The 24,631-nt window shown below is 65.2% G+C and carries 19 protein-coding genes; 11 read left to right on the plus strand and 8 right to left on the minus strand.

Features of this window, described 5'->3' with window-relative positions; all coding sequences use genetic code 11:
• From BTN82_RS17490 to BTN82_RS17500, 3 genes are all read left to right on the plus strand, one after another.
• A partial coding sequence (locus BTN82_RS17490) for an AMP-binding enzyme (protein ID WP_410002823.1) occupies positions 1 to 386 on the plus strand: 386 nt, incomplete at its 5' end.
• Between the two features lie 189 nt (positions 387 to 575).
• Positions 576 to 3,113 (plus strand): PAS domain-containing sensor histidine kinase, encoded by a 2,538-nt coding sequence (locus BTN82_RS17495; protein WP_075120382.1) that lies wholly within the window; start codon positions 576 to 578, stop codon positions 3,111 to 3,113.
• 51 nt (positions 3,114 to 3,164) lie between these two features.
• A complete protein-coding gene (locus BTN82_RS17500) occupies positions 3,165 to 3,440 on the plus strand; it encodes a peptidylprolyl isomerase (RefSeq protein ID WP_011061856.1) in 276 nt (91 codons plus the stop codon).
• A gap of 177 nt (positions 3,441 to 3,617) precedes the next feature.
• Here the strand turns inward: BTN82_RS17500 and BTN82_RS17505 are convergent, their stop codons facing one another.
• The 4 genes from BTN82_RS17505 to BTN82_RS17520 all read right to left on the minus strand — a co-directional run bounded on the left by BTN82_RS17505 (position 3,618) and on the right by BTN82_RS17520 (position 7,239).
• Positions 3,618 to 4,526: a sugar kinase gene (locus BTN82_RS17505; RefSeq protein WP_075120383.1), complete on the minus strand. Its 909-nt coding sequence runs from the start codon at positions 4,524 to 4,526 to the stop codon at positions 3,618 to 3,620.
• A 127-nt stretch (positions 4,527 to 4,653) separates the two neighbouring features.
• A complete protein-coding gene (locus BTN82_RS17510) occupies positions 4,654 to 5,871 on the minus strand; it encodes an amino acid deaminase (protein WP_075120384.1) in 1,218 nt (405 codons plus the stop codon).
• Positions 5,872 to 5,909: 38 nt separating this feature from the next.
• Positions 5,910 to 6,674 (minus strand): IclR family transcriptional regulator, encoded by a 765-nt coding sequence (locus BTN82_RS17515; protein WP_075120385.1) that lies wholly within the window; start codon positions 6,672 to 6,674, stop codon positions 5,910 to 5,912.
• Between the two features lie 175 nt (positions 6,675 to 6,849).
• The gene (locus tag BTN82_RS17520; RefSeq protein WP_075120386.1) at positions 6,850 to 7,239 is read right to left on the minus strand and encodes a RidA family protein; all 390 of its coding nucleotides are present in this window, start codon (positions 7,237 to 7,239) and stop codon (positions 6,850 to 6,852) included.
• A gap of 425 nt (positions 7,240 to 7,664) precedes the next feature.
• On the opposite strand from BTN82_RS17520, the gene BTN82_RS17525 reads away from it, so the two are divergent.
• From BTN82_RS17525 to BTN82_RS17535, 3 genes are all read left to right on the plus strand, one after another.
• Positions 7,665 to 7,937 (plus strand): hypothetical protein, encoded by a 273-nt coding sequence (locus BTN82_RS17525; RefSeq protein WP_075120387.1) that lies wholly within the window; start codon positions 7,665 to 7,667, stop codon positions 7,935 to 7,937.
• A gap of 847 nt (positions 7,938 to 8,784) precedes the next feature.
• Positions 8,785 to 9,267 carry an acyl-CoA thioesterase gene (locus BTN82_RS17530; RefSeq protein ID WP_075120388.1) on the plus strand — a complete coding sequence of 161 codons (483 nt, stop codon included), beginning with the start codon at positions 8,785 to 8,787 and terminating at the stop codon, positions 9,265 to 9,267.
• A gap of 64 nt (positions 9,268 to 9,331) precedes the next feature.
• Positions 9,332 to 10,981 (plus strand): FMN-binding glutamate synthase family protein, encoded by a 1,650-nt coding sequence (locus BTN82_RS17535; protein ID WP_075120389.1) that lies wholly within the window; start codon positions 9,332 to 9,334, stop codon positions 10,979 to 10,981.
• Positions 10,982 to 11,301: 320 nt separating this feature from the next.
• On the opposite strand, the gene BTN82_RS17540 is transcribed toward BTN82_RS17535, so the two are convergent.
• Positions 11,302 to 12,093, minus strand: coding sequence for an AraC family transcriptional regulator (locus BTN82_RS17540; RefSeq protein ID WP_075120390.1), 792 nt, complete (start codon positions 12,091 to 12,093; stop codon positions 11,302 to 11,304).
• Positions 12,094 to 12,177: 84 nt separating this feature from the next.
• Between BTN82_RS17540 and BTN82_RS17545 the strand changes: the two genes are divergently transcribed.
• Positions 12,178 to 13,176 (plus strand): bile acid:sodium symporter family protein, encoded by a 999-nt coding sequence (locus tag BTN82_RS17545; RefSeq protein WP_075120391.1) that lies wholly within the window; start codon positions 12,178 to 12,180, stop codon positions 13,174 to 13,176.
• Between the two features lie 141 nt (positions 13,177 to 13,317).
• On the opposite strand, the gene BTN82_RS17550 is transcribed toward BTN82_RS17545, so the two are convergent.
• Positions 13,318 to 14,118 carry a hypothetical protein gene (locus tag BTN82_RS17550; protein ID WP_075120392.1) on the minus strand — a complete coding sequence of 267 codons (801 nt, stop codon included), beginning with the start codon at positions 14,116 to 14,118 and terminating at the stop codon, positions 13,318 to 13,320.
• A gap of 333 nt (positions 14,119 to 14,451) precedes the next feature.
• Between BTN82_RS17550 and BTN82_RS17555 the strand changes: the two genes are divergently transcribed.
• The 4 genes from BTN82_RS17555 (at position 14,452) to BTN82_RS17570 (ending at position 19,476) form a co-directional block, all read left to right on the plus strand.
• Complete coding sequence (locus tag BTN82_RS17555; protein WP_075120393.1) at positions 14,452 to 16,215, plus strand: hypothetical protein; 1,764 nt, start codon at positions 14,452 to 14,454, stop codon at positions 16,213 to 16,215.
• A 171-nt stretch (positions 16,216 to 16,386) separates the two neighbouring features.
• The gene (locus BTN82_RS17560) at positions 16,387 to 17,463 is read left to right on the plus strand and encodes a GGDEF domain-containing protein (protein WP_075120394.1); all 1,077 of its coding nucleotides are present in this window, start codon (positions 16,387 to 16,389) and stop codon (positions 17,461 to 17,463) included.
• A gap of 88 nt (positions 17,464 to 17,551) precedes the next feature.
• Complete coding sequence (locus BTN82_RS17565; protein WP_075120395.1) at positions 17,552 to 18,523, plus strand: two-component system response regulator; 972 nt, start codon at positions 17,552 to 17,554, stop codon at positions 18,521 to 18,523.
• A 20-nt stretch (positions 18,524 to 18,543) separates the two neighbouring features.
• Complete coding sequence (locus tag BTN82_RS17570) at positions 18,544 to 19,476, plus strand: LysR family transcriptional regulator (RefSeq protein WP_075120396.1); 933 nt, start codon at positions 18,544 to 18,546, stop codon at positions 19,474 to 19,476.
• On the opposite strand, the gene BTN82_RS17575 is transcribed toward BTN82_RS17570, so the two are convergent.
• Together BTN82_RS17575 and BTN82_RS17580 are read right to left on the minus strand one after the other, a co-directional pair.
• Entirely contained in the window at positions 19,457 to 23,074 is a 3,618-nt protein-coding gene (locus BTN82_RS17575) for a PAS domain-containing protein (RefSeq protein ID WP_075120397.1), read from the minus strand. The two genes, BTN82_RS17570 and BTN82_RS17575, sit on opposite strands and share 20 nt — an antisense overlap.
• A 25-nt stretch (positions 23,075 to 23,099) precedes the next feature.
• Positions 23,100 to 24,617, minus strand: coding sequence for a TolC family outer membrane protein (locus tag BTN82_RS17580; protein ID WP_075120398.1), 1,518 nt, complete (start codon positions 24,615 to 24,617; stop codon positions 23,100 to 23,102).
• Positions 24,618 to 24,631: the final 14 nt, after the last annotated feature.

Genomic DNA, 24,631 nt, shown 5'->3' on the forward strand with positions numbered 1-24,631 from the left:
TACTCAACCCCGGCGGCGTACGCATTGGCACCGCGGAAATCTACCGCCAGGTGGAGAAACTCGAAGCCGTGGTGGAAAGCCTGGCCATCGGCCAGCAATGGGACAGCGATGTGCGGGTGGTGCTGTTCGTGCGCCTGCGCGATGGCCTGCCGCTGGACGACGCCCTGCAAGAGCAGATCCGCCAGGTGATCCGCGCCAACACCACGCCGCGCCATGTGCCGGCGAAGATCCTCGCGGTCAGCGACATCCCGCGGACCATCAGCGGCAAGATCGTCGAACTGGCGGTGCGCAACGTGGTACACGGCCTGCCGGTGAAAAACACCGACGCCCTGGCCAACCCCGAGGCGCTGGAGCAGTTTCGCGATCGGCCGGAATTGCGCAGCTAGCCTGGAAAGCCTTATCGCGGGCAAGCCTCGCTCCTACACAAGAGCGCGTTCTTCTGTAGGAGCGAGGCTTGCCCGCGAGAGGCCGGACCTGCCCACCGCCCATCTCACCTGCCCCCCCAAACTGGCCATCCGCGACAAAAGCGGGTGAAATACCCGTCACACCCACGCGCAGACAGATGACACCCCGATATGAACGCTCCCTCCTCCGCCAGCGAAGCCGAAACCCTGATTGCCCGGCTGGACTGGGCCGCCACGCCCCTGGGCGCGGTCGACCGCTGGCCGCAGAGCTTGCGCACCGCGGTAGACATCGTGGTCCACGCGCCGATGCCGATGCTGCTGTTGTGGGGCGCGCAGCTGACGCAGATCTACAACGACGGTTTCGCCCTGCTGGCCGGCAACAAGCACCCCGGCGGCTTCGGCCAGCCGACGCACCTGACCTGGCCGGAGTTCGAGGACTTCACCGCGCCGATCTACAGCGCCGTGCTGCAAGGCCAGGTGCGCAGCTTCAGCGAAAAACCCTTCACCCTGCAGCGCCATGGCCGCGCGACGGAGGTGTGGCTGGACCTGACCTACAGCCCGATCCGCGACGAAAGCGGCGCGGTGGCCGGGATCCTGGTCACCAGCATCGAGACCAACGAGCGCCGCCGCGTTGCCCTGGAACTGGAACAACGCTCCGCCGCCAGCCTCAAGGCCCAGCACGAAACCGAAGAGCGCCTGCAACTGGCGCTGGCGGCGACCGACGCGGTCGGCACCTGGGATTGGGACATCGGCGAGGACCGCTTTATCGCCGACGCCCACTTCGCCCAGTTGCACAGCGTCGACCCGGCCCTGGCCGGGCAACTGCCCATCAGCGAATACCTCAAGGGCGTGCACCCGGAAGATCGCGGCATGGTGGCGCGCAGCATCAAGCACTGCATCACCCACGGCACCGAATACGCCGAGGAATACCGCCTGCAACAGGCCAACGGCGAGATCCGTTGGGTGTTCGCCCGCGGGCGCTGCTACAAGGACCACCACGGGCGACCGGTGCGCTTCCTCGGTGCGGCCCTGGACCTGACCGACCGCAAACAGATGGAACAGGCGCTGCGCCAGGGCCAGACCGAGTTGCAGCTGATCATCAACGCCATGCCGGTGCTGATCGGCTACGTCGACCGCGAAGAGCGCTTTCGCCTGAACAACAGCGCCTACCTCGACTGGTACGGCCTGACCCCGCAGGAGCTGTACGGCCGGACGATTCGCGAGGTGGTGGGCGACGAGATCTACGCCACCCGCGCCGACAAGATCGCCGCCGCCCTGGCCGGCAAGCCCTGCAGCTTCGAAGCCAATTCGCCGCACCGCGACGGCCGCGCGCGGCATGCCCTGATGAAGTACCTGCCGCGCTACGGCGGCGACGGCGCGATCAACGGTTTCTACATTTTCGTGATCGACGAAACCGAGCGCCGGCAAACCGAGGAAGCCTTGCGCAACCTCAACGAAACCCTGGAAGAACGGGTCAACCAGCGCACCGAGGCGCTGGCCACCGCCAACCAGCGCCTGCAAAACGAAATGTTCGAGCGCGAGCGCGCCGAGGACGCCCTGCGCCACGCGCAGAAAATGGAAGCCGTGGGCCAGCTCACCGGCGGCATCGCCCACGACTTCAACAATATGCTCACCGGCATCATCGGCAGCCTGGAACTGATGCAGCGCTACATCGACAACGACCGCAGCGCCGAGATCGGCCGCTTCACCGACGCCGCGATGTCCTCGGCCAAGCGCGCGGCCGCCCTCACCCACCGGCTGCTGGCGTTCTCGCGGCGGCAATCGCTGGACCGCCGGCCGTTGGAGCCGAACCAGCTGGTGCGCTCGCTGCACGATCTGTTCAGCCACACCAAGGGCGAACACATCGAGTTGCAGATGAACCTGGGCGCCAACGTCTGGACGATCAACAGCGACGCCAGCCAACTGGAAAACGCCCTGCTCAACCTGGTGATCAACGCCCGCGACGCCATGCCCGACGGCGGCGTGCTGACCATCGAGACCGCCAACAGCTACCTCAACGGCAGCGACCTCAATACCCTGGAACCGGTCAAGGCCGGCGACTACGTGATGCTCGGCGTCAGCGACAACGGCGCCGGCATGAGCCCGCGGGTGCTGGCCAAGGCCTTCGACCCGTTCTTCACCACCAAGCCCATCGGCCAGGGCACGGGCCTGGGGCTGTCGATGATCTACGGCTTCGCCCAACAGTCGGGCGGGCACCTGACCATCACCAGCCAGCCGGGCCAGGGCACCTGCGTGCGCCTGTACCTGCCGCGCCTGCACAGCGCCGCCCCGGCCGACCACGCGGCACCGGCCAGCAGCGCCGCGCCTTACGCGGTGGCCGGCGAATCGGTGGTGCTGGTGGAAGACGACCCGGCGGTACGCATGCTGGTGGTCAACGTGCTGAACGAGTTGGGCTACACCGCCTTCGAGGCCGAAGACGCCAAGAGCGCGCTGCCGTTGCTGGAGTCCGACTTGCGCATCGACCTGCTGGTGACCGACGTTGGCCTGCCGGGCATGAACGGCCGCCAGCTAGCGGAAATCGCCCGCCAACAGCGTCCGGAACTCAAAGTGCTGTTCATGACCGGCTACGCGGAAAAAGCCGCCGAGCGCCAGGGTTTTCTCGACGCGGGCATGGACCTGATGGCCAAGCCGTTTTCCATCGAGGCGCTGGCGCAGAAGATCCGCGACATGATCGGCCAGCATGGCTGATTTCAGGCATAATCCGCCCCCGCCGTCCGCACCGTTGCAAGGTCATTGCCCATGAAAGCCCAAGCCCGCCACATCCTGGTGAAAACCGCCGAAGAAGCCGAACAGCTCAAGCAGCGCATCGCCAAGGGCGAAGCCTTCGACGTGCTGGCGAAGAAATACTCCACCTGCCCCTCCGGCAAACGCGGCGGCGACCTGGGCGAAGTGCGCCCCGGGCAGATGGTCGGGGCTATCGACCAGGTGATCTTCAAAAAGCCCCTGCGCACCGTACACGGGCCGATCAAGAGCAAGTTCGGTTATCACCTGGTGCAAGTCTTTTTCCGCGATTGACACCGGCCGACCGCCCCCCCCTGTAGCCGCTGCCGAGCCTGCGAGGCTGCGATCGACGGCGCAGCCGGCGCAAAGGCAGTATCCCCGATCGTTCAGGCAGACCGCGTCGCCAGGTTTTGCGGCCCCTGCGGTGCCGGACGCAGCCTCGCCGTAGCTCGGCAGCGGCTACAGGCCGGCTCAGGCTCTTGGGATCAACGCCCCCGGCACCTGGATCACCCGGCTCGCCAGGCGATGCCCGGCCTCTGCCGCGCGCTCCGGGCTACCGCCGTTCAAACGACATGCCAGATACGCCGCGCTGAACGAATCCCCCGCCGCCGTGGTGTCCACCACTTTCTCGACCCGCTGCGCCGGCACGGAGAACGACTCGCCGCCGCGGCGGATCAGGCAAGGCTCCGCGCCGCGCTTGAGCACCACCTCGGCAATCCGCGGGTAAGCGGCGAACACCGCCGCGCTGTCGTTGAAACCGAACAACGCCTGCTCGTCGTCTTCGGTCAGCAACGCCAGGTCCACCTGCTCCAGCACCTGGCGATACGCCGCCTGCGCCTGCTCCACCGAGGCCCACAGCCGTGGCCGATAGTTGTTGTCGAAGACCACCTGCGCGCCGCGCTGACGCGCTTCGATCAAGGTCTCGAGCAACCTCTGGCGCCCCCGCTCACCGAGCACCGCCAGGGTAATGCCGCTGAAATACAGCACGTCATACGCCGGCAGCGCCGCCAGGATCGGCTCGGCCGCCGGCGTGGTGAAACAGTCGCGCACCGCCGCCTCGTTGCGCCAGTAGAGAAAACGCCGCTCACCCTGGGCGTCGGTCTGGATGCAGTACAAACCGGGCAAACGCCCCGGCAAGCGCTGGACCATACCCAGGCCGATGCCTTCCTCGGCCCAGCTGCGGCACATCGCGTCGCTGAAACTGTCATCGCCCAGGGCCGTGACGTAATCCACCGTGGCGCCTGCGCCCAGCTCGCGGGCCAGGTACACGGCAGTGTTCAAGGTGTCGCCGCCGAAGCTCTGTTGCAGGCTGCCATCGGCGCGGTGTTGCAGTTCGATCATGCATTCGCCGATCAGGGCGATGCGCTTATGGGAGGTCATCGGTTTGCCTCTGGAAATGGGGTGTTTGGACCGGCCCTATCGCGAGCAAGCTCGCTCCTACAGATACAGACTGTCCCCTGTAGGAGCGAGCTTGCTCGCGATCAGCCGCAACGCGGCGCTGGCCGCCTTAGAAACAGGTCTCCAGGCTCTCCACCACCTGCAACCCCTCATCCACCAGCAACCCGGTACGCCACTTGTCGAAGGTCAAGCACGGGTGCGAAGTCCCAAACGAAATGATATCGCCGACCCGCAACTCCACCCCCGGCGCCACCGTCATGAACGCATGCTGGTCCATCACCGCCGTCACCTTGCAGGCACTCACATCGTCGCCGATGCCCGACGCCACGCCCGCCTTGTAACGCAGCAACGGCACTGGCAGCCCGGCGTCGTAAGCCACGTCGCGCTTGCCCAGGGCGATCACCGCGAACCCCGGCTCCGGCAAGGACTGCACATGGGCCCAGACCTCCAGCGCCGGGCGCAAACCTTCGTGCAGGTCGCTGCGGCGGTCGAGCACGCAGCACTGCGCTTCCTTATAGATGCCATGGTCGTGGGCCACGTAACTGCCCGGGCGCAACACACTGAGGAAACGTCCCTGGGCGTTCTGCGCCTCGAAGGACTCGGCGATCAGGTCGTACCAGGCCGAGCCGGACGCGGTGATGATCGGCTTGGCGATGGCGAACAAACCCTCGTCCTGCAGTTGCACCGCCAGGCGCACCAGGGACCCGGCGAACGCACGAATGCCGCTCACGGCATGCTCGCCGTGAATCACCCCTTCGTAACCCTCCATGCCGCACAGGGCCAAGGCCGGCTGCGCCTTGATCGCCCGCGCCAGCTCCAGCACTTGCTGCTCGCTGCGGCAACCGCAACGGCCGCCGACCACGCCGTACTCGATCATCACGTTCAGGCGCACGCCCCGGGAGGCGAAGAACGCCCCCAGGTCGGCGACGTTGTCCGGGTGATCGACCATGCAATAGAAGTCGAACGCCGGGTCGGCCAGCAAGTCGGCGATCAGCGCCATGTTCGGCGTGCCCACCAGCTGGTTGGCCATCAACACCCGGCGCACGCCGTGGGCGTAGGCCGCACGAGTCTGCACCGCGGTGGCCAGGGTAATGCCCCAGGCGCCCGCCTCCAGCTGCCGGCGAAACAGCGCCGGAGTCATGCTGGTCTTGCCGTGGGGCGCCAGCTCGGCGCCGCTGTCGCTGACGAACGTCTGCATCCAGCGAATGTTGTGTTCCAGGGCCTCGCGGTGCAGCACCAGGGCCGGCAGGCTGACATCGCGCAACAGATGGGCGCCGGGCTGGGCAGCGCCCTTTTCCACGGCAGCGTTGATCAAGGCAGAAGACATGTTCGAACTCCTTACAGTAGGGCCGCAGAGGGCTGGCGCTAGTCGTTGATGCGCCGGGCCAGGTTGTTCGCGCTGTCGATCAGCACCCGGCGGTAGTCGGCGTAATTGTTCTGGGCATCGGCCCGCGGCGCGACGATGCACAGGGTGCAGACGCACACCCCGTTTTCGTCCCGCACCGGGGCGGCGAAGCAATGGGTAAAGGTGTCGGCCACGCTGTCGAAGGAGAAGAAACCCTCCGCGGTGGCCTGGCGGATTTCCTTCAAGAAAGTCGCCAGCGGCAGACGCTCGCCGTCGGGCAGAACGAAGTCGCGCTCGTCGATCATCTCGACGATCTGCTCATCGCTCAAATGCCCCAGCAGCAGACGCCCGGAGGCAGTCCAGGGGATGGGCGCGTGCTCGCCGATATTCGAGGAAATGCGAAAATGCCGCTCGCCCTCCTTCATCAGCGCCACCGTGTACTTGCGCCCGTTGAGCAGGCACATCTGTGCGGTCTCGCGGGTCTGGCGGACAATCTCCTGCAAGGCCGCATCGGCCTCCCGCGTCAGGTCGAAATGGCGCAAATGCGCCTGGCCGAGAAAGTACAACTGCCGGCCCAGGTACACATGCCCGTCCTTGCCCACCGGCTCGAGAATCCGCCGCTCCAGCAAAGACGCCACCAACTCGTACACCGTCGACTTGGGGCTGCCGACGCCCTTGGCAATATCGTTGGGCCGCAACGGCTGGCCGATCTCCTTGAGGAAATCGAGAATATCGAACGCCCGGTCCAAGCCCTTGGCCCGGCGCTTGATGGTGTCTTCGGTCATGTCAAAACAATCCCCTTCAAATGGTGCACTGCCGCGCCCCTGTAGCCGCTGCCGCAGGCTGCGATCGACCGCAACGCGGGCGCAGGATCTTCAAATCGCCGCGCCCCCTCCGGGGTCGTTCGCAGCCTCGCCAAGGCTCGGCAGCGGCTACAGGGCTACAGGTTTGCGATCCGCGTCAGGCCTTCTTCTTGTACGCCACGCAATCGATCTCAACCTTGCAATCCACCATCATGTTGGCCTGCACACAAGCCCGCGCCGGCGCATGCTCCGGCTTGAAATACTCGCCGAACACCTTGTTGAAACTCCAGAAATCCCGCGGGTCCTCCAACCACACCCCGACCCGCACCACATCCTCCAGGCCATAGCCGGCCTCCTCCAGAATCGCCACCACATTGCGCATCGTCTGATGCGTCTGCTCAACGATCCCGCCCGTAATGATTTCGCCGTCCAGGGCCGGCACCTGACCGGATACATACAACCAACCATCGGCCTCAACAGCGCGAGCGAAAGGACGGGGCTGGCCACCGCCGGCGGTGCTGCCGGTGCCGTAGCGAGTGATGCTCATGGGAAGTTCTCCTAGTGAAGGGAAGATTGACCAAAACAAGCGGCCCCCAAAAGCGTTTCGCGCAATTTCAGGAGGCACTAATTCCGCTATAACAGAACAAAATATACAACAACGGAAAATCAGCGAAGAGTGTGCCATGGGAAAGAGAGGGATGACAGAGGGACAGGCAACACTTCTAGCACCGAGAAGATAGAGAGCCGACCTGAAATGAATGCGGCTACGTCCATTTATTCAGTCGCTAATGACGTATGGATCACTGGCTCGTGTAAGGCGTTTCTATATCGGATGTAATCATGCTCTCCAAGCTTGTTACCCCGTCATACACCTCCTATATTCCGTTTCGTCGCCCCCAACTCTGCGACCGGATTTGGCCGTCCGAATCTCCATGAGCACACCCTAAAATTCCTTCATGGAGCGTCATCGTCATGGATTTCCAACCCCTCACCTCCTCCAACACCACCGACCACCCCGTCGCCTTTATCAACCCGCAAGCCCCCTTGCTTGACCTGCTGACCTACGCCGGCCTGCGCATTCGCGCTGCCCGGGACATGCTGGACAGCGTGTCCGGCATGACCAGCCGCAACGCCGATGATCTCGACCTGATGCGCTTCTCCAGCGTGGCAACCTTGTTGTTGCAGGATGGATGCGACGTGTTGCACCTGGCTGAACAACGGGCAATGGAACTCCCAGAACCCTAAACCCAACCGCCCTAGCCTTTGCTCTTGCTCAGCTTTGGCTTTGGCTTTTGATCTAGCTCTTGATCCACCCGCCCCTTCGGCAGGCTGAGTGGAGGTGTTCATCAGGGGGTTGGCGCGCAGCGCCCCTCGACGCAGTCGAGGACATCGCCGGCGGCGATGCCCCCTGAGGGACGCCGGAACGAGGGAACCCGAGCGCAGCGAGGGCCGTACGCGGGGGCAAGCGTTTTTGCTTACTTTTTTGGCGTTTGAAAAAAGTGAGTCGCCGTAAGGGCGAAACCATAAGCCGCCGTGACCGCAGCAACGGATATGTACACCGTCCAAAAAATGCAGCGCCAAAGCGGACGCCATCGCGAGCAAGCTCGCTCCTACAAGTCGGCGTCACACCTCGCTACGGCAGCCCCCCATATAGGCCAGCCCCCTATTCCACTGCCCAAATCGCGAATTCAGGTTTGGCGGGCGCAAGCGCCCGATCGCAGCCTGCGGCAGCGGCTACAGAGTTCGCGGTGTTCCCCATGTGCTTGAACAAATCTGTTACCCATGTGGCTGAACCCGTCCTCAGCAAAGGACCGTTAGCGCAGGAATGGATAGGTACACCGTCCAAAAGATGCAGCGCCAGGACGGACGCCATCGCGAGCAATCGAGCGTCGACCGGCTGCTCCTACAGGGGAAGCGTGAGCCCTGCCGGATGGCGAATCGCGAGCATTGTTGCAATCTCGGCATTAGCTTATTTCAAAAGATAGCTAGCTAACTATCTAGGGTTCTTATTACCCTCCGGTCTCCAGCCAAACGCTGCCCGGGGGCTCTAGCCTGCCCCTGAGGACAGCATCGCTTACTGATGAGGTCGCCCATGGAACCAGGCAGTTATCAATTGAGCATGAGCGTGCTCATGACGCCCGACAAAGCCAACTTTTCCGGCAACGTGCACGGCGGCGCCCTGCTCAAGCTGCTCGACGAAGTGGCCTTCGCCTGCGCCAAACGCTATGCCGGGCGCTATGTGGTCACCCTGTCGGTGGACCAGGTGATCTTCAAGGAGCCGATCCACGTCGGCGAACTGGTGACCTTCCTCGCCTCGGTCAACTACACCGGGCACACCTCGATGGAGGTCGGGGTCAAGGTGATGACCGAAAACATCCACGAACGCACAGTGCGCCACACCAACAGTTGCTACTTCACCATGGTCGCCGTCGACCCCGACGGGCGCCCGCACCCGGTGCGCGCCTTCGTGCCGGAAACGCCCACCGAACAACGCCGCTACGCCCAGGGCCTGCTGCGCAAGCAGCAGCGCCAGGAACTGCAGGAACGCTACCGGCAAATCCGTAACTCGGACTGAGCCGGCCCCGCCCTTCCCGCTGCACGCCTGAACCGCTACCTCGCGATCCGCCCAAGGAAACCCCATGAAAATATCGCTGCTCAGTCGCTACGCGACCTTGATCGTCTGCCTTGCCATTACCTTGTCCGGCCTGGCGTACTGGCCCGCCAACCCCTGGGCCGAAGGGCTGGTCGTGCTCGCCGGAGTGCTCAGCCTGATCGGCCTCAACGACCTGTTGCAGCGCCATCACGCGGTGCGCCGCAACTACCCGATCATCGGCAATATCCGTTACCTGATCGAATCGATCCGCCCGGAAATCCGCCAGTACCTGCTCGAAGGCGACGACGAGCAACTGCCCTTTTCCCGCTCGCAGCGCTCCATGGTCTACGCCCGCGCCAAGAACCAGCCGGCGGAAAAGGCCTTTGGCACCCTGGCCGACGTCTACCAGCCCGGGTTCGAGTTCATCAGCCATTCGATGGTGCCCAGCGATGCCTGCGACCCCAGCCAGTTCCGCGTGGTGGTCGGCGGGCCGGATTGCTTGCAGCCCTACAGCGCGTCGGTGTTCAACATCTCGGCCATGAGCTTCGGCGCCCTCAGCGCCAACGCCATCCGCGCCCTGAACAAAGGCGCCCGCCTCGGCGGTTTCGCCCACGACACCGGCGAAGGCAGCATCAGCCCCTATCATCAGGAATTCGCCGGCGACCTGATCTGGGAAATCGGCAGCGGCTACTTCGGTTGCCGCACCCTGGACGGTCATTTCGATGCCCAGCGTTTCTCCGAACAGGCCAGCCACCCGCAGGTGAAAATGATCGAGATCAAGCTCAGCCAGGGCGCCAAGCCGGGGCACGGCGGGATCCTGCCCAAGCACAAGGTCACCGCCGAGATCGCCCAGACCCGCGGGGTGCAGATGGGCCACGACTGCGTATCGCCGGCCCGGCACTCGGCGTTCGGCACGCCCCTGCAACTGCTGGAATTCATCGTCAAGCTGCGCAACCTGTCCGGCGGCAAACCGGTGGGGTTCAAGTTCTGCGTGGGCCATCCCTGGGAGTTCATGGCCATCGTCAAGGCCATGCTCGAGACTGGCATCCAACCGGACTTTATCGTGGTCGACGGCAAGGAAGGCGGCACTGGCGCAGCGCCCCGGGAGTTCACCGACAATATCGGCATGCCCATGCGCGAGGGCCTGTTGTTCGTGCATAACACCCTGGTCGGCGCCGGCCTGCGCTCACAGATCAAGCTCGGCGCCAGCGGCAAGGTCATCAGCGCCTTCGACATCGCCAGCGTGCTGACCATCGGCGCCGACTGGGTCAACGCCGCGCGCGGCTTCATGTTCGCCATCGGCTGCATCCAGTCGCAAAGCTGCCACACCAACAAATGCCCGACCGGCGTCGCCACCCAGGACCCGCTGCGCCAGCAGGCGTTGCAGGTCACCGACAAGGCCGAACGGGTACACAACTTCCATCGCAACACCCTGGTTGCCCTCGGCGAAATGCTCAGCGCCGCCGGCCTCGAGCACCCCGCGCAGTTGCAGGCCAAGCACCTGGTGCGACGCCTGACCACCACCGAGGTCAGGCTGTTTTCGCAGATCCACGTGTTCCTCGAACCCGGCGAGTTGCTGCAACGGCCGATCAGTTCGGAGTTCTATGCGCGCATGTGGAACATGGCCCAGTCCCATAGTTTCGCGCCGCTGGCGGTGGCCGCGCCGGCCAGGGCCGAGCGGTTGACGCTGGCCTAAGGCGACGAGAGCGCCGAGTGAAGTTGCGGCCATCAACGCTATCGCGAGCAATCGAGCGTCGACCGACTGCTCCTACAAGGGATCGGGTACAACGCCGCCGTCGCGAGCGCCGCCAAACCTGTAGGAGCCAGCTTGCTGGCGATGCGGGCGCCGCGGTCGGTCAGGGATGACGTCATCGCGAGCAAGCTCGCTCCTACAAGGGATCGGGTACAACGCCACCGTCGCGGCCACCGCCAAACCTGTAGGAGCCAGCTTGCTGGCGATGCAGGCGCCGCGGTGAGTCAGGGACGGCGTCATCGCGAGCAAGCTCGCTCCTACAGTTACTGACGGAAGAATTCGCCGGGCGTGGCCTCGAACTGCTGGCGAAACGCGGCGATAAAGGCCGAGGTCGAGTCGTAGCCGCAGGCCAGCGCCACGTCCGTGACCCGCTCGCCCTGCTCCAGCGGGGTCAGGGCGCCCAGCAGGCGCAGGCGTTGGCGCCAGGCGCGGAAGGTCAAGCCGGTGTCCTGCAAGAACAGCCGGCTCAGGGTCTTCTCCGACACCGCGAGTTTCTCGCTCCACTGCCCCAGGGTGGTTGGCTGGTCCGGATGGGCTTGCAGGCTGCGGTAGATCTGCCGCAGGCGCGGGTCCTGGGGCAGCGGCAGCATCAGGTCCAACTGCGGCGCGGCGGCCAGCTGGTCCAGCAGGACCTGGGCCAGGCGGCCGTCGGCACCGTCTTCGGCGTATTCCACCGGCAGCTCGCTGAAGGCGCGGATCAATTCGCGCAGCAGGCTGCTGACCGCCAGCACCTGGCAGGTCTCGCCGGCCCAGGCGGTGACCCGGCAATCCAGGTAGAGACTGCGCATTTCGGTGCGCGGCGAACTGGACACCTTGTGCGGCATGCCGGCGGGAATCCACACCGCGCGCTGCGGCGGGGCGATGAAACGCCCGGCGCTGGTCTGCACTTCGAGCACGCCCTGGATGGCGTAGGACAACTGCACCCAAGGGTGGCTGTGGCGTCGGGTCAGGGCGCGGTTGGGCAGGGATTCGGTGCGCCCGTACACCGGTCGCGGCAGGCTCGGCAGACCGGGAATACTGCGGCGGACGATCTTTTCATGTCCTTTAGGCGGCATTTGCTGGCTCATTGGCGTTAGTCGGCAGGCCCGCATCACGTTAGAGTCGCCCGACCGCCCTGGCAACCCCTGGATGATTCCGCTATGAGCCGTTCACGCCTTCTGCCCGACAATTTCACCCTGACCCTGATCAGCGTGGTGCTGCTGGCCAGCTTCCTGCCCGCCAGCGGCCAGGTGGCCGTGGGTTTCGGCTGGCTGACCAACGCCGCCATCGCCCTGCTGTTTTTCCTCCACGGCGCCAAGCTGTCGCGCGAGGCGATCATCGCCGGCGCCGGCCACTGGCGCCTGCACCTGTTGGTGTTCAGCCTGACCTTCGTGCTGTTCCCGATCCTCGGGCTGGCGCTCAAGCCGCTGCTGTCGCCGCTGATCGGCAACGAGCTGTACCTGGGCATGCTCTACCTCTGCGCCCTGCCCGCCACGGTGCAGTCGGCGATTGCCTTTACCTCCCTGGCGCGGGGCAACGTACCGGCGGCGATCTGCAGCGCGGCGGCCTCCAGCCTGTTCGGGATTTTCCTCACCCCGCTGCTGGTGACCCTGCTGCTGAACGTGCACGGCGACGCCGGCTCGACGGTGGATGCCATCCTCAAGATCAGCGTGCAATTGCTGCTGCCGTTCATTGCCGGGCAGATCGCCCGCCGCTGGATCGGCGCCTGGGTGGGCCGTAACAAGAACTGGCTGAAGTTCGTCGACCAGGGTTCGATCCTGCTGGTGGTCTACGGCGCGTTCAGCGAGGCGGTGAACGAGGGCATCTGGCACCAGATCCCATTGTGGGAGCTGGGCGGGCTGGTGGTGGCCTGCTGCGTGTTGCTGGCCCTGGCGCTGCTGGCTTCCAGCCTGCTGAGCCGGCTCTTCGGCTTCAATCAGGAAGACCGCATCACCATTCTGTTCTGCGGCTCGAAAAAGAGCCTGGCCACGGGCGTGCCCATGGCCCAGGTGCTGTTCGCCGGCAGCACCATGGGCGTGCTGATCCTGCCGCTGATGCTGTTCCACCAGATCCAGCTGATGGTCTGCGCGATGCTGGCCCAGCGCTACGCGAAACGCCCGGAATCGATCCCGGAACTGATGGCCCAGGTCGATCCCTGAACGCATCGATATATACCCTGTAGGAGCCGCCGGTCGACGCTCGATGGCTCGCGATCAGCGCAGCGGAGGTAGCCAGGTACTCCGCGTCTTCGTTAGCGATTTATCGCGAGCAAGCTTCGCTCCTACAGGGAAAGGCCGCAGTCAACGGTGCTGCGAGCCGCCTTTCCAGGGTGCGTATTCGACCATCACGCTGCCATGCGCCAGGCCGGTTTCGTCGAGCGCGAAGCCGGGCATCTGCCGCAGGTTGATCTGTTTGCACTGCGCGGTCAGGCGCGCTTGCAGGGCGCTGTCCGGCTTGAACGCGCTCCAGCGTTCCTCAACCGGGTTGAGGTTCACCAGGCACTCCTGCACCTGCCCCTGGGCATCGGCGACAAACCGTAGGTGCGCCCTGCCAATGCTGTCGAAGCGCTCTTTGCCCAGGCCCTGGGCCCAGAAGAAGCGGCTTCGTTCATAGGCTTCGACCGCCCGCGCCCGCGACTGGCGCTCAGACTCGTCGAGGGCCGGAAACACCAGCGGCGCCACGATCACCTGCACCTTCTCGGGCCCGTACATCTCCGCCGGCACCTCGGGAAACACGCTGTCCCAGCACACTTGCCGGGCCAGGCTCTCCAGGGCGGGAGCCGCGGACGCCTGGGCATTGGGTCGGATCTCGCAAGCGACCAAGCGGTTCTGGCGATCGATCTTCGCCACCAGGTCCACCGTACCCTCCAGCGCCTGGCTGTTGGCGGCCACGGCATTACGCACCAGCACCGCGCTGAATTGCCGGCCGAATGCCTGGGCTCTCTGCTGTGTCGAGGTTTCCTCGGCCTTGGGCGCGGGGGCCGGCGCGACACTTTTGGGCGTCTGGCAGCCGGCCAGGGACAACAGGCTGGCCAGGATCAACGGCAGCGCTGGCCAGGCTGCGATAAGGCGCGATGGACTGGACGACAGGCTCAATTCCATTTGTTCGAAACTCTCAGGTGAAAGGACAAGTAGCGTTGGCGCGCGGGATTCAGCGCGGTATTTCAGTAACGATCGAGGCACCGGCTATTTTTAGTACCCGCCTCGCAAAGCGCGGATTTGTGCTTTTGTTGGCAGCGGCAAGCCGATAGCATTACGCCACTTTTTTTGCCGACTGGCGATTCTACACGGAAGTTTTCATGCCTCTGCTGCTCATGTTTTACGCGTCGTCCCTTCCTGCTGGTCATAGCGTCACACAACAAATTACCTCCGCTGAATTCACCCCGGCCCAATGTTTGCTGACTGCCGCCCTCAGCCTTGTCCAGGAATAAAACCATGGCGGTTACCGCAGATCGGCTACTCCAGCATTACAAACCCTTGAACAAGACTGAACAAAAACTGCTGGCCTACGCCACGACAGGAGCCAGGTTCAGCATTGCCAAGACAAGACCGACGGCAGCCACGGCCGAAAACACCGTTCGTGCCAGTTTTCTGAGATTCCTGATCCTTGGCGGGGATAACGAGAACCCCATAAACCTGAATGGCATTCACCTCGAAGGGGCATTCATTCAAGGCATCCTACGCCTCAGTTCGGCCGCAATCGCCACCAATGTCAGTTTGACCCATTGCTTGTGCAAGGAGGGCATACGGCTCGAAAACACCGTGATCGACGGCTGGCTAGACTTGAGCGGCAGCCAGTTTTCCGGCGTCGCGGCTCAATACCTCTGCGTGCGATCGTCACTCGAGATGAGAGCCTTTCATTCCCAAGGCACCATTTGCCTGATTGGCGCAAAAATCGCGGGGTCGTTGATATTCAGTGGCGCCCAACTCGATGGCAAAGGACACAATGCCCTAGAAGCTGACCGCTGTGTGGTCGACGCAAATATCGTCTTTGAAGACGAGTTCAGTTCTCTGGGCGAAGTACGCTTGAACAGCGCGACAATGAAAGGCTTGAAGTGCTCGAACTGTACCTTTACCGCCACCGGTGGCATTGCCTTGAACGCGGACAAGGCTCGTGTGAGTGGCAGCGTATTTCTTTCAGCTGGTTTCCACTCCATAGGTACGGTTCGTTTTACCGCTGCGCGGATCGACGGACAATTGAGCTTGAAGGGTTCGCATCATCTGGACGGCAACGGCAGCTTTTCCTTGATGGCGCAAAACATGATCATCGGTAGGACACTGATGCTCACGCAACTTGAACATCCGTTACAGAATGTGGCTTTCAGCGGCTCTCATGTCCGAACCCTGAACGATGACTCGAAGACCTGGGGTAACGAGCTGGGCCTTAACGGCTTTACCTACGACTTCCTGACCACCGACTCCCCCTTGAGGGCGAAGGACCGTATCGCCTGGCTTGATTCGCAAACGCCGTCCAGCGCAGGCAAAGACGGCCTCAAAGGCTCGCAGAGCGGGTTCCTGCCACAACCCTGGCTCCAACTGAAACACGTCTTTGAAAAGATGGGGCACTTCGAAGAGGCCCGGGAAGTTGGCATCGCTTTCGAGCAGCGTCTGCGCAAGGCCGGATTGGTCGGTCACAGAACCGCCCACTGGCCATGGGGAACCCGCTGGCTGGGCCTGATCCCCCACGTTCTATATGGCGCCCTGACCGGCTTCGGTTATCGCCCCATGCGCCTGCTGGCCTGGATCCTGGGTATCTGGCTGCTTTTCACCAGCCTCTACTGGTACGCCGCTGTCGAACACAACGTGTTCGCCCCCAGCAACCCACTGGTGTTCCAGAACAGCGCCTATGCCAGCTGTCGAAAGGAATATGGCGAAGGCTGGATCAAGCGCTCGCCCGATACGCCACTGCCATCAGGCATCGGCAACTGGTACACCTGCAACGCCCTGCGCGGTGAATACACCGGTTTCAGCCCGGGTGCCTATTCGCTGGACATCCTGTTGTCATTGGTCGATTTGCAACAGGAGAAGGACTGGGGACCGATCACGGCTACCCCTTCCCCCAACGCTTGGGTGGAGTTCTGGAACTGGGACTGGGGGCATAGCATCCGCTTTCTGGTGTGGCTCGAAACCCTGATCGGCTGGGGCATCAGCCTGTTGCTGGTGGCGATCGTCTCCGGGTTGACCCGGCGCAAGGAATAACCCGCTTCAGCACAGCCCCGAATGCCACGTCCTCGCCACATTCAGGGCGGCCCGCGCCATCGTTGGACAAGTGCCGGGCGCCCTGCTTTCATTCAGCAGCAGGGCCCTGCGCGGCCCGCGCTCGCCAGGCGGCCAACCGCTCCCGCCCACTCGCTCATGCCAAGGCCCGCCATGCTCAAGACCCTTGAAGCGCAACTGTTGAAACAGGCCACGCCGCCCGCCCTCAAGGATGAGTTCGCGCAGTACGACTTCGAGCGCATGCGCGGTTTCTGCCTGCTGATCTACATCGCCAGCATCAGCGTCTGGCTGCTGTTCAACCTGATCGTCAGCTTCCTCGGCAAGCAGGGTTTCACCCTGTATTCGATGGCGTTTCTCAGTGTCCTGGCGATCCACGCCATCCTGCTGGCCTTCATCAAGCAGGCCCGGCACTTCCAATGGTTGAACCTGCTCTTCGTGCTGATCATCGGCGCCGGCATCCGCCTGGTGATCGAAGGCCTGCCGATGGACCTGCGCCCCGGCTGGCTGGTGCTCGGCGCCTCGAGCATGCTCTACGGCGCCTCGGTGCTGCCGCTGCGCCGCTGGTCGTTCTTCGCCACCGTCGTGCTGACCTGGGCGGTGCTCGACCCGTTCATCATGACCCAGACCTCGGTGCTGGAGCTCAAGGGCGTCATGCTCCTGCTCTATGCGCTGTTCCTCACCGCGCTGACCCTCTACAGCTTCATCAAGCTGCGCCAGGCCAAGCTGCACACCTACATCATGTCCAAGCGCCTGCTCGACCAGGCTTACCTCGACACCCTGACCGAGATCCCCAACCGCCGCTCGTTCATGACCCGCGCCGGCGAACGCCTGGCCGTGCAGCCGCGCGAACGCGACCACTACCTGGCGATGATCGATATCGACAACTTCAAGAAGGTCAACGACCAGTACGGCCACGACATCGGCGACGAGGTGCTCAAGCGGGTGGCCGTCGATATCCGCACGGTCATGGCCGACTACGATTACGCCCGCCTGGGCGGCGAGGAGTTCGCCATCTACCTGTACGGCGTGCGCCGCGACGATGTCGCGCAACTCGCCGCCCGCCTGTGCCACACCGTGCGCGAAGCCGTGACCCGCTACCCGGTGACCATCAGCATCGGCCTGAGCCGGGTCGAGGACGGCGACAGCCTGAACCAGGCGCTGGCCAAGGCTGACCGGGCGCTGTACCAGTCCAAGCATACGGGCAAGGATCGCGTCACCTTTCACCCCTGACGCCGCCGCGGCCTGCGGCAATCCACCAGCGCGACCGCCCGGTCAAATAAGATAGACTGCCGCCCTATCTTGTCCAGGCACCCCCGCCATGCCCGCAGAGCACGTCCCCAAGCCGTACACCCTCCTGGCGATCGACGACGATCCGCAGTCGTTGATCGTGCTCTCGAAAACCCTGACGACCGAATACGAAGTGCTGCTGGCGAAGAACAGCGAGCGCGGCCTGGCCCTGGCCCGCAGCGCCAGCCCGGACCTGATCATCCTCGACATCCTGATGCCGGAGATGGACGGCTTCCAGGTCCTCAGCGAACTCAAGAGCCAGCCGGCGACCGCGGCCATCCCGGTGATCTTCCTGACCTCGCGCAGCAGCGTCGAAGACGAGCGCCTGGGCCTCTTGCTCGGCGCCGCCGACTACATCGCCAAGCCGATTTCGCCACCCGTGGTGCTGGCCCGGGTGGCGGCGCAACTGGGTTACCGCGACAAACCCCTGCACCGCCCGCAACCGGCCGCCGAACCCTCGGCGGGCAGCGACATGCGCGACGGCTTCGTCAGCGCCCTGGCCCTGCAGCTGGCCGGCCACCCGCTGATCCGCCTCGAGGCGCTGCTCGACACCCTGGCCATCCTGCTCGACAGCGGCGTGGCCCAGAGCGACCCCGCGGCCTTGCGCGGCGCCGCCTGCCTGGCGCTGATGGGCCTCAACCCGCCCGGCGGCGGCCTCGGCGAGGCCCTGCCGCGCAGCCGGATGCTGATCGAGGAAATTCTCGGCCACGCCGACCCGGAAGACCCGCTCCTCAACCTCGCCTGGAAACTCACCCATGCCGATGCGCTGCTCAAGGGCGACAGCGACCCGGCGACCCTCGACCGGCTGCCGGTGTCGGCGCACCTGTTCGCCCTGGCGCTGAATTACCACCTGTCCCTGTTGCAACCCGGCGGCGCCCTTGAACAGCGCCATGCCCAGGCCATGGGGCAGATGCAGCGCCAGCCCGGCTTCGCGCACTGCGCCAGCCCCGAGGCGCTTTCGGCGGCCTTGCTGAATTCGTCGCAGACCTTTCTCGGCCGTTGAACGAACAGTGAGCCTCGCCAATGCCTAACCTTGCCGACCTCGAGCTGTTCGTGCTGATTGCCGAGTTGCAGGGCCTGTCGCCCGCCGCCCGCATCATGTCGATCACCCCGGCGGCCGCCAGCCTGGCGCTCAAGCGCCTGGAAAACCGCCTCGGCGTGCGCCTGTTCACCCGCTCCACGCGCACCATGAAGCTCACCCCGGAGGGCATGCGCTACCTGGAAAGCGCCCAGCACGCCTTGAAGATTCTCGCCAACGGCAAGCGCTCGCTGACCCACGACGACGGCATGCTGGAACTCACGGTGTCGTCGGACCTGGGCCGCAACCTGCTGCTCGACCTGCTCGCCCGGCTCAAGCAGGAACGGCCGCGCCTGCACATCAAGCTGGCGTTGAGCGACCGCGAAGAGGACCTGCTCAAGGGCCGCTTCGACGCGGCGCTGCGCTTTGGCAAAAGCCTGGCGCTGGACCTGGTCGAGCTGCCGGTGCTCAAGCAACACCGCTTCATCGCCTGCGCCGCGCCCGGCTACCTGGCGCAACACGGCACGCCCAGCGCGCCGCAACAGTTGGCCGAGCACGAGTGCATCATCAGCCACAGCATCGGCCGGCCGGAAAGCCGCTGGCGCTTCCACGCGCCCGGGCAGGTCGAGGACGTCCGGGTGCAGGGGCACTTCTGCTGCGACGACGGCGATGCCGCGCGGCGCTGGGCGGTGGCCGGCCAGGGCGTGGTCTATCTGCCGCTGCTGAATGTCGCCGAAGACCTGTTCGCCGGGCGCCTGCAACCGTTGCTACCCGGCTGGCAGGGCGACGCCGCGCCGCTGAGCCTGGTGGTCTCGCACCGCTCGCAAATCACCGAAGCGCTGCGGGCCCTGCATCGCTGCCTGGTCGAGCATTGCGAGGCGCGCATGGCGCGCTACCTCGAACTGACCCGGCCCGCCCCTAGCCGCGCCACGCCATGAGCAAGTCATGGGCCTGCTGGAACTCCAGCCGGTAGATCCGCTCGCGAATCCCTTGCAGCTCGCTGCCCGGGGCCTGCCGGCACAGCTCGTCGATCAGCGTCAGCGCCTGCGCATTCTGCTCATGCAGCAGCACCGCCAGGCGCTCCAGCTGCGGCCCTAGCTCGGCGTCCGACAGCGGGTGCTCACCCGCCGGCAACTCGACCTGCGCCGCGGGCAGCGCCTTGAGGCCAGCCAGCAGCGGTTGCAGGCAGCGCTCCAGCTGGCGGATCGCGGGCCCAAGGTCGGCCTGCCCGCCGCACTGCTGCTCCAGGTGCCGGGCGGCCTGCCTGAGCGCCGTGGCGCCGATGTGCCCGGCGGTGCCCTGCAGGCTGTGGGCGAGAAAGCCGATGGTGTGCAGGTCGCCGGCCCCATGGGCGAGCCACAGGCGCTCGGTGAGTCGTTGCTGGTCGTCGCGAAAGTCCGCCAGCAGCTTCTGGTACAGGCCCTGGTCCTGATTGACCATCGCCAACCCGAGCGCCGCGTCGATCCCCGGGTAGGCCGGCATCGAGGGGCTGGCGGCGCTGCAGGGGCGGATATCGTCCGGCGCCACGGCCAGCGGTTTGATCCAGCGCACCAGGGTCCGATAGAACGCCGAGACGTCCAGCGGCTTGCTGACCAGGTCGCTCATGCCGGCCGCCAGCGCCCGGCCCTGGACCTCATCCTCGCTGCTGGCGGTCACCGCGATAATCGGCAGCGCCTGCAAGTGCGGGTGCCGGCGAATCTGCCGCGTGGTGCCGTAGCCGTCCAGCACCGGCATCTGGCAATCCATCAGCACCCCGTCGAAGCGGCCGTCTTCGAGCAACCGCCGCAAAGCCTCGGCGCCGTTGGCGGCCAGCGCCACCCGTACCCCGGCGCGCAGCAGCAGGCCCTGCAACACGTCCTGGTTCAGCCGGTTGTCCTCGACCACCAGCACCCGCGTGCCCGCCAGCAACCGGGCGTAGTCGTTGACCGTGCACAAGCCCGCCGCCCCGCCGCTCGAACCGGCGAACACCGCCGTCGCCGGTGCGTCGCCCTCCAGCACGGCCGCCGCCAGTTGCGGCTGCGGCAGGCTCAACTGCACGGTGAACTTGAACATCGCGCCCTGCCCCGGGCGGCTTTGCACCCAGATGTCGCCCTGCATCATCTGCACGATCTTTTTCGCGATGGTCAGCCCCAGGCCGCTGCCGCCGTAACGCCGGCTGATCGACAGGTCGGCCTGGACAAAGGCGTTGAACAGCCGCGCCTGCTGCTCGGCGCTGATGCCGACCCCGGTGTCGGTGACGCTGAAGCACAGCAGGACCTTGTCGTTCCACTGGCGCACCAGGCACACGCCGATGCAGACATGGCCGGCCTCGGTGAACTTGATCGAGTTGTCCACCAGGTTGGTCAGCACCTGGGCCAGGCGCAGCGGATCGCCGACATAACGCCGCGGCAGCAGCGCCGGAATGTCCAGGCGCAGCTGCAAGCCCTTTTCTTCCGCGCGCTGGCGCACCAACAGCAACACGTCGTCCACCAGTTCCCGCAGGTTGAAACACACCTGTTCCATGCTCAGCTTGCCGGCCTCGATCTTCGACAGGTCGAGCACGCCGTTGATCGTGCCCACCAGGTTCTTCGCCGCCCGGTCGATCTTCTCGATGCTGTCGCGCTGCGCCTGCGCCATGGGCATGTCCAGCACCAGATGGGCCATGCCGATGATCGCGTTCAGCGGCGTGCGGATCTCATGGGACATGCTGTCGAGAAACTCCGACTTGGCCTGGGTCGCCAACTCCGCGTCACGTCGCGATTGCTGGACCTGAGCCTCGACCGCCTTGCGCTCGCTGATGTCGAAAATCACCCCGTCCAGGTACTGCGGCACACCGTCCACGACGATCGTCTGGCCCTTGTCGTAGACCCAGCGCACCTCCTGGCTGGCGGTGACGATCCGGTATTCGAGCATGTAGCTGGCGCAGCCCAGGCCGCGCTCGAAAATCTCCAGGTCGTCGGGGTGCACCAGCTCTCGGTAACTGTGCCCGGAAAGAAAATGCGCCGCGCTAAAGCCGCTCAGACCGTCGATGGCGTCGCTGACGAACACCATGGTCCGCGCGGCGTCCGGCAGGCTGCGGAACACCACCCCCGGAATGTTGGCGATCATCGATTGCAGCTTGGTCTGGCTGTCGACGATGGCGCGCTGCACTTCCACCGCGTGGGTGATGTCTTGCAGCACCCCGGTGACCCGCGCCGGCGCGCCGGCGGCATCGCGCTGCATGACCTTGCCGATGTCCAGCACCCACAGCCAGCGCCCGCTTTTGCTGCGCATGCGGTACTCGGCGCGGTACTCGTCGGTCTGGTTGTCCAGGTGCGCCTTGAGCCGGGCCAGGACCGGCTCGCGGTCCTGCGGATGCACCAGGCAGGCCCAGCGGTCCAGGCCGTTGCCAAAGGTCTGGTCCAGCTCCTGCTTGCTGTAGCCGAGAATCCGCAGCCAGACGTCGTTGTTGATGACGATCCCGAGGCTGACGTTCCAGTCCCACAACCCCAGCGCGCCGCTTTGCAACGCCATGTCCAGACGTCGTTCGCTCTGTTCGATCTGCGTCACGTCGCGCTTGTGCTGGCGGGCGTCGGCCAGGCGCCGCAGGCCGCCCCACAACAGCAGCAGGAACACCACGGCGCTCACGCCCTTGATCAGCAGCACCTGTTCGGCGGGCAGGACCGTGTCCAGGTCGCCCAGGGTGATCAGGGTCCAGGGGCCGCTCGGGTCGTTCCAGTCGAAATCGACCCGGGACAGGCTATAGCGCCGGCCGTCCAGCCGGACCACCGGCCGCTGGGTGTCGAAAGGCAGGCGCTCGGGCACCCCACCCACGAACGGGTAGTCGCCGAACTGGCGGCGGACTTCGCCCGTGAATTCGTCCTGCGCCCAGGCGCGGTCGGCCTTGAGCAGAAACTCCGGGACGCTGGCGGCCAGCACCACGCCGCCGGGCGAGAGGATCAGCTTGCGGTCTTCGCCGTACTGCTTGCCCAGGCTGGCGTCGAGCAGGCTGGCGTCGAAACGCGCCACCAGCACGCCGATCACCTTGTCCTGGCGCGAGCGCGATTCGTAGACCGGCACCGCCATGTAGAACATGCGCGTGCCGGTGCTGCTGCTGATCGCCCCGTAGACGCTGCTGCCGCCCTTGAGGGCCACCTTGAAGTAAGGCCTGAAGGCCAGGTTCGCCCCCAGCGGCGCCTGGCCCTGCTGATCGTAGGCGGCGACGATCACCCCCTCGCGATTGAGCAGGAAGGCGTGGTTGGCGCCCACCACCATGGACAGGGTTTTCAGCGGGATCACCGCCCGCTCCATCAGTTCGGCCGAGGGTGCCGGGTCCTGGATCACCCGCTTGAGCGACGGGGTGTGGCGCCCCAGGATCGACAGTGCGCCAATGGCGAAGCCGTCGGACTTCCACCGCTGCAGATCCGCCGCGTACTCGCGGGTCTGCAGGTCGAGGCTGGCCTGGTAGACGTCCTCGACCTGCAGCCGATAGTAATTGCCCAACGTCACCGCGGCACCGACCGCGATCACCACGCCCAGGGCGTAGCAACACAGCCGGTGGTTGTCGAAAAAGCTCATTAACCTGTGCAACACCTCGTCCCTTTTATCTGATCGGTCCTGTGCCCTCGCCCGGCGTGCCGACAGACGCGTGGCGCGCCGCCAACCGGCGTGGAAACTCCGGCGGCAGAAAATCGCGGTCCGGATCGTAGTCGGCCTTGAGGTAATCACCAAGCGCCTTGAGGTCCTGCGGCGACAATGTCCCCACCGATTGCTTGAGCCGCAGGGAGTCGAGAATGTAGTCGTAGCGGCTGTCGTTGTACTGGCGCACGGCGTTGTAGAGCTGGCGCTGCGCTTCCAGCACGTCGACGATATTGCGCGTGCCGACCTGGAACCCCAGCTGCGAGGCCAGCACCGCGCCCTGGTTGGAAATGATCGACTGGCGCCGCGCGCGAACCTGATCGACGCCGCTGTTGAGGCCGCGGTGCAGGTTGCGGGTCTGCTCCACCACTTGCCGGCGCAGGTTGTCGTTGAGGTACTCGCGCTGATTCATCCGCTGGTAGGCCTCGCGTACCTGGGAACGGGTCTGGCCGCCGCTGAACAGGGGAATATTCAGTTGCAGGGCCACCGAACGCTGCTCGACATTGCCACCGTAGCCATTGCCGCGCACGTCGCTGTTGCCATAGCCGAGGTTGTCGTTGTCGCCGGCCTGGTAACGCAGCACTGCGTCCAGGGTCGGCGCATGCCCGGCCTTGCGCGCGCTCAGGGTCTGCTGCGTGGCGTCCAGGGCCTGCTGGCTGGCCAGCAGGGTCAGGTTCTGGCGCACCGCGGTATCGACCCAGCGCCGCGCGTCGTTGGGCTGTGGCAATTGCACCGGCATGTCGTGCCGCACGCCCTGGATCGCCTGATAACGCTGGTGCGTCAAGGTGTCCAGGGCCTCGAAGGCATCGTCCATCTGCTTCTGCGCGACGATCCGGTTGGCCTGCGCAGTGTCGTGCCCGGCCTGGGCCTGCAACACGTCGGTACGGTCCGACAGGCCCAGTTGCAGGCCCTTCTCGGCCAGATCGAGCTGGCGTTGCAGGGCGGTCTCCTCGGCCTTGGCCGCCGCCAGGGCGTCCTGGGCCTTGAGCAGGCCGAAATAGGCTTGCGCGCTGTCGAGCATCAGCTTCTGCTCGGCCGCGGCCAGCTCCAGGCGGGCCTGCTGGTCCTCGGCTTCGGCGGCCTTGAGGGTGAACCAGCGGTCGGCGCGGAACATCGGCTGGTTGAGCACCACCTGGTAGCTGGCGCCGCTGCGCTGGGTGTTCTGCTGCGGCATCTCCAGGGAAGTGGCGGTGTTGTTCAGCTCGGCGCTGGCCGACAGCGTGGGCAAGAGGCCGGCCCGCGCCTGGGGCACCGCCTCGGCGCGGGCGGCCTGGTCGGCGTGGGCCGCGGCCAGTTCGCTGTTGTTCTGCCGGGCATCCAGGTACACCCGCCAGAGGTCGCTGGGCGGCTCTTGGGGTCGCTCCTGGAGTGGCTCCCGGGGCGGATACGGGGCGGCACTGCCAGGCAGTGGCAATGCCAGCCAGGGCACGGCGAGCAGCCAGCCGGCAAGGGCTCGCCGCGGCGAAAGAGTGGGTTCGATCATGGTCGGTTTCTACA

It is taken from the genome of Pseudomonas chlororaphis (genome assembly GCF_001921865.1).
GTDB lineage: Bacteria > Pseudomonadota > Gammaproteobacteria > Pseudomonadales > Pseudomonadaceae > Aquipseudomonas > Aquipseudomonas chlororaphis_D.

Excerpts from the sequence above, each read along its gene's own strand:
- BTN82_RS17495 (WP_075120382.1), top strand. The coding sequence starts at position 576 with ATGAACGCTCCCTCCTCCGCCAGCGAAGCCGAAACCCTGATTGCCCGG.
- BTN82_RS17500 (WP_011061856.1), top strand. The coding sequence starts at position 3,165 with ATGAAAGCCCAAGCCCGCCACATCCTGGTGAAAACCGCCGAAGAAGCC.
- BTN82_RS17505 (WP_075120383.1), bottom strand. The coding sequence starts at position 4,526 with ATGACCTCCCATAAGCGCATCGCCCTGATCGGCGAATGCATGATCGAA.
- BTN82_RS17510 (WP_075120384.1), bottom strand. The coding sequence starts at position 5,871 with ATGTCTTCTGCCTTGATCAACGCTGCCGTGGAAAAGGGCGCTGCCCAG.
- BTN82_RS17515 (WP_075120385.1), bottom strand. The coding sequence starts at position 6,674 with ATGACCGAAGACACCATCAAGCGCCGGGCCAAGGGCTTGGACCGGGCG.
- BTN82_RS17520 (WP_075120386.1), bottom strand. The coding sequence starts at position 7,239 with ATGAGCATCACTCGCTACGGCACCGGCAGCACCGCCGGCGGTGGCCAG.
- BTN82_RS17525 (WP_075120387.1), top strand. The coding sequence starts at position 7,665 with ATGGATTTCCAACCCCTCACCTCCTCCAACACCACCGACCACCCCGTC.
- BTN82_RS17530 (WP_075120388.1), top strand. The coding sequence starts at position 8,785 with ATGGAACCAGGCAGTTATCAATTGAGCATGAGCGTGCTCATGACGCCC.
- BTN82_RS17535 (WP_075120389.1), top strand. The coding sequence starts at position 9,332 with ATGAAAATATCGCTGCTCAGTCGCTACGCGACCTTGATCGTCTGCCTT.
- BTN82_RS17540 (WP_075120390.1), bottom strand. The coding sequence starts at position 12,093 with ATGCCGCCTAAAGGACATGAAAAGATCGTCCGCCGCAGTATTCCCGGT.
- BTN82_RS17545 (WP_075120391.1), top strand. The coding sequence starts at position 12,178 with ATGAGCCGTTCACGCCTTCTGCCCGACAATTTCACCCTGACCCTGATC.
- BTN82_RS17550 (WP_075120392.1), bottom strand. The coding sequence starts at position 14,118 with ATGGAATTGAGCCTGTCGTCCAGTCCATCGCGCCTTATCGCAGCCTGG.
- BTN82_RS17555 (WP_075120393.1), top strand. The coding sequence starts at position 14,452 with ATGGCGGTTACCGCAGATCGGCTACTCCAGCATTACAAACCCTTGAAC.
- BTN82_RS17560 (WP_075120394.1), top strand. The coding sequence starts at position 16,387 with ATGCTCAAGACCCTTGAAGCGCAACTGTTGAAACAGGCCACGCCGCCC.
- BTN82_RS17565 (WP_075120395.1), top strand. The coding sequence starts at position 17,552 with ATGCCCGCAGAGCACGTCCCCAAGCCGTACACCCTCCTGGCGATCGAC.
- BTN82_RS17570 (WP_075120396.1), top strand. The coding sequence starts at position 18,544 with ATGCCTAACCTTGCCGACCTCGAGCTGTTCGTGCTGATTGCCGAGTTG.
- BTN82_RS17575 (WP_075120397.1), bottom strand. The coding sequence starts at position 23,074 with ATGAGCTTTTTCGACAACCACCGGCTGTGTTGCTACGCCCTGGGCGTG.
- BTN82_RS17580 (WP_075120398.1), bottom strand. The coding sequence starts at position 24,617 with ATGATCGAACCCACTCTTTCGCCGCGGCGAGCCCTTGCCGGCTGGCTG.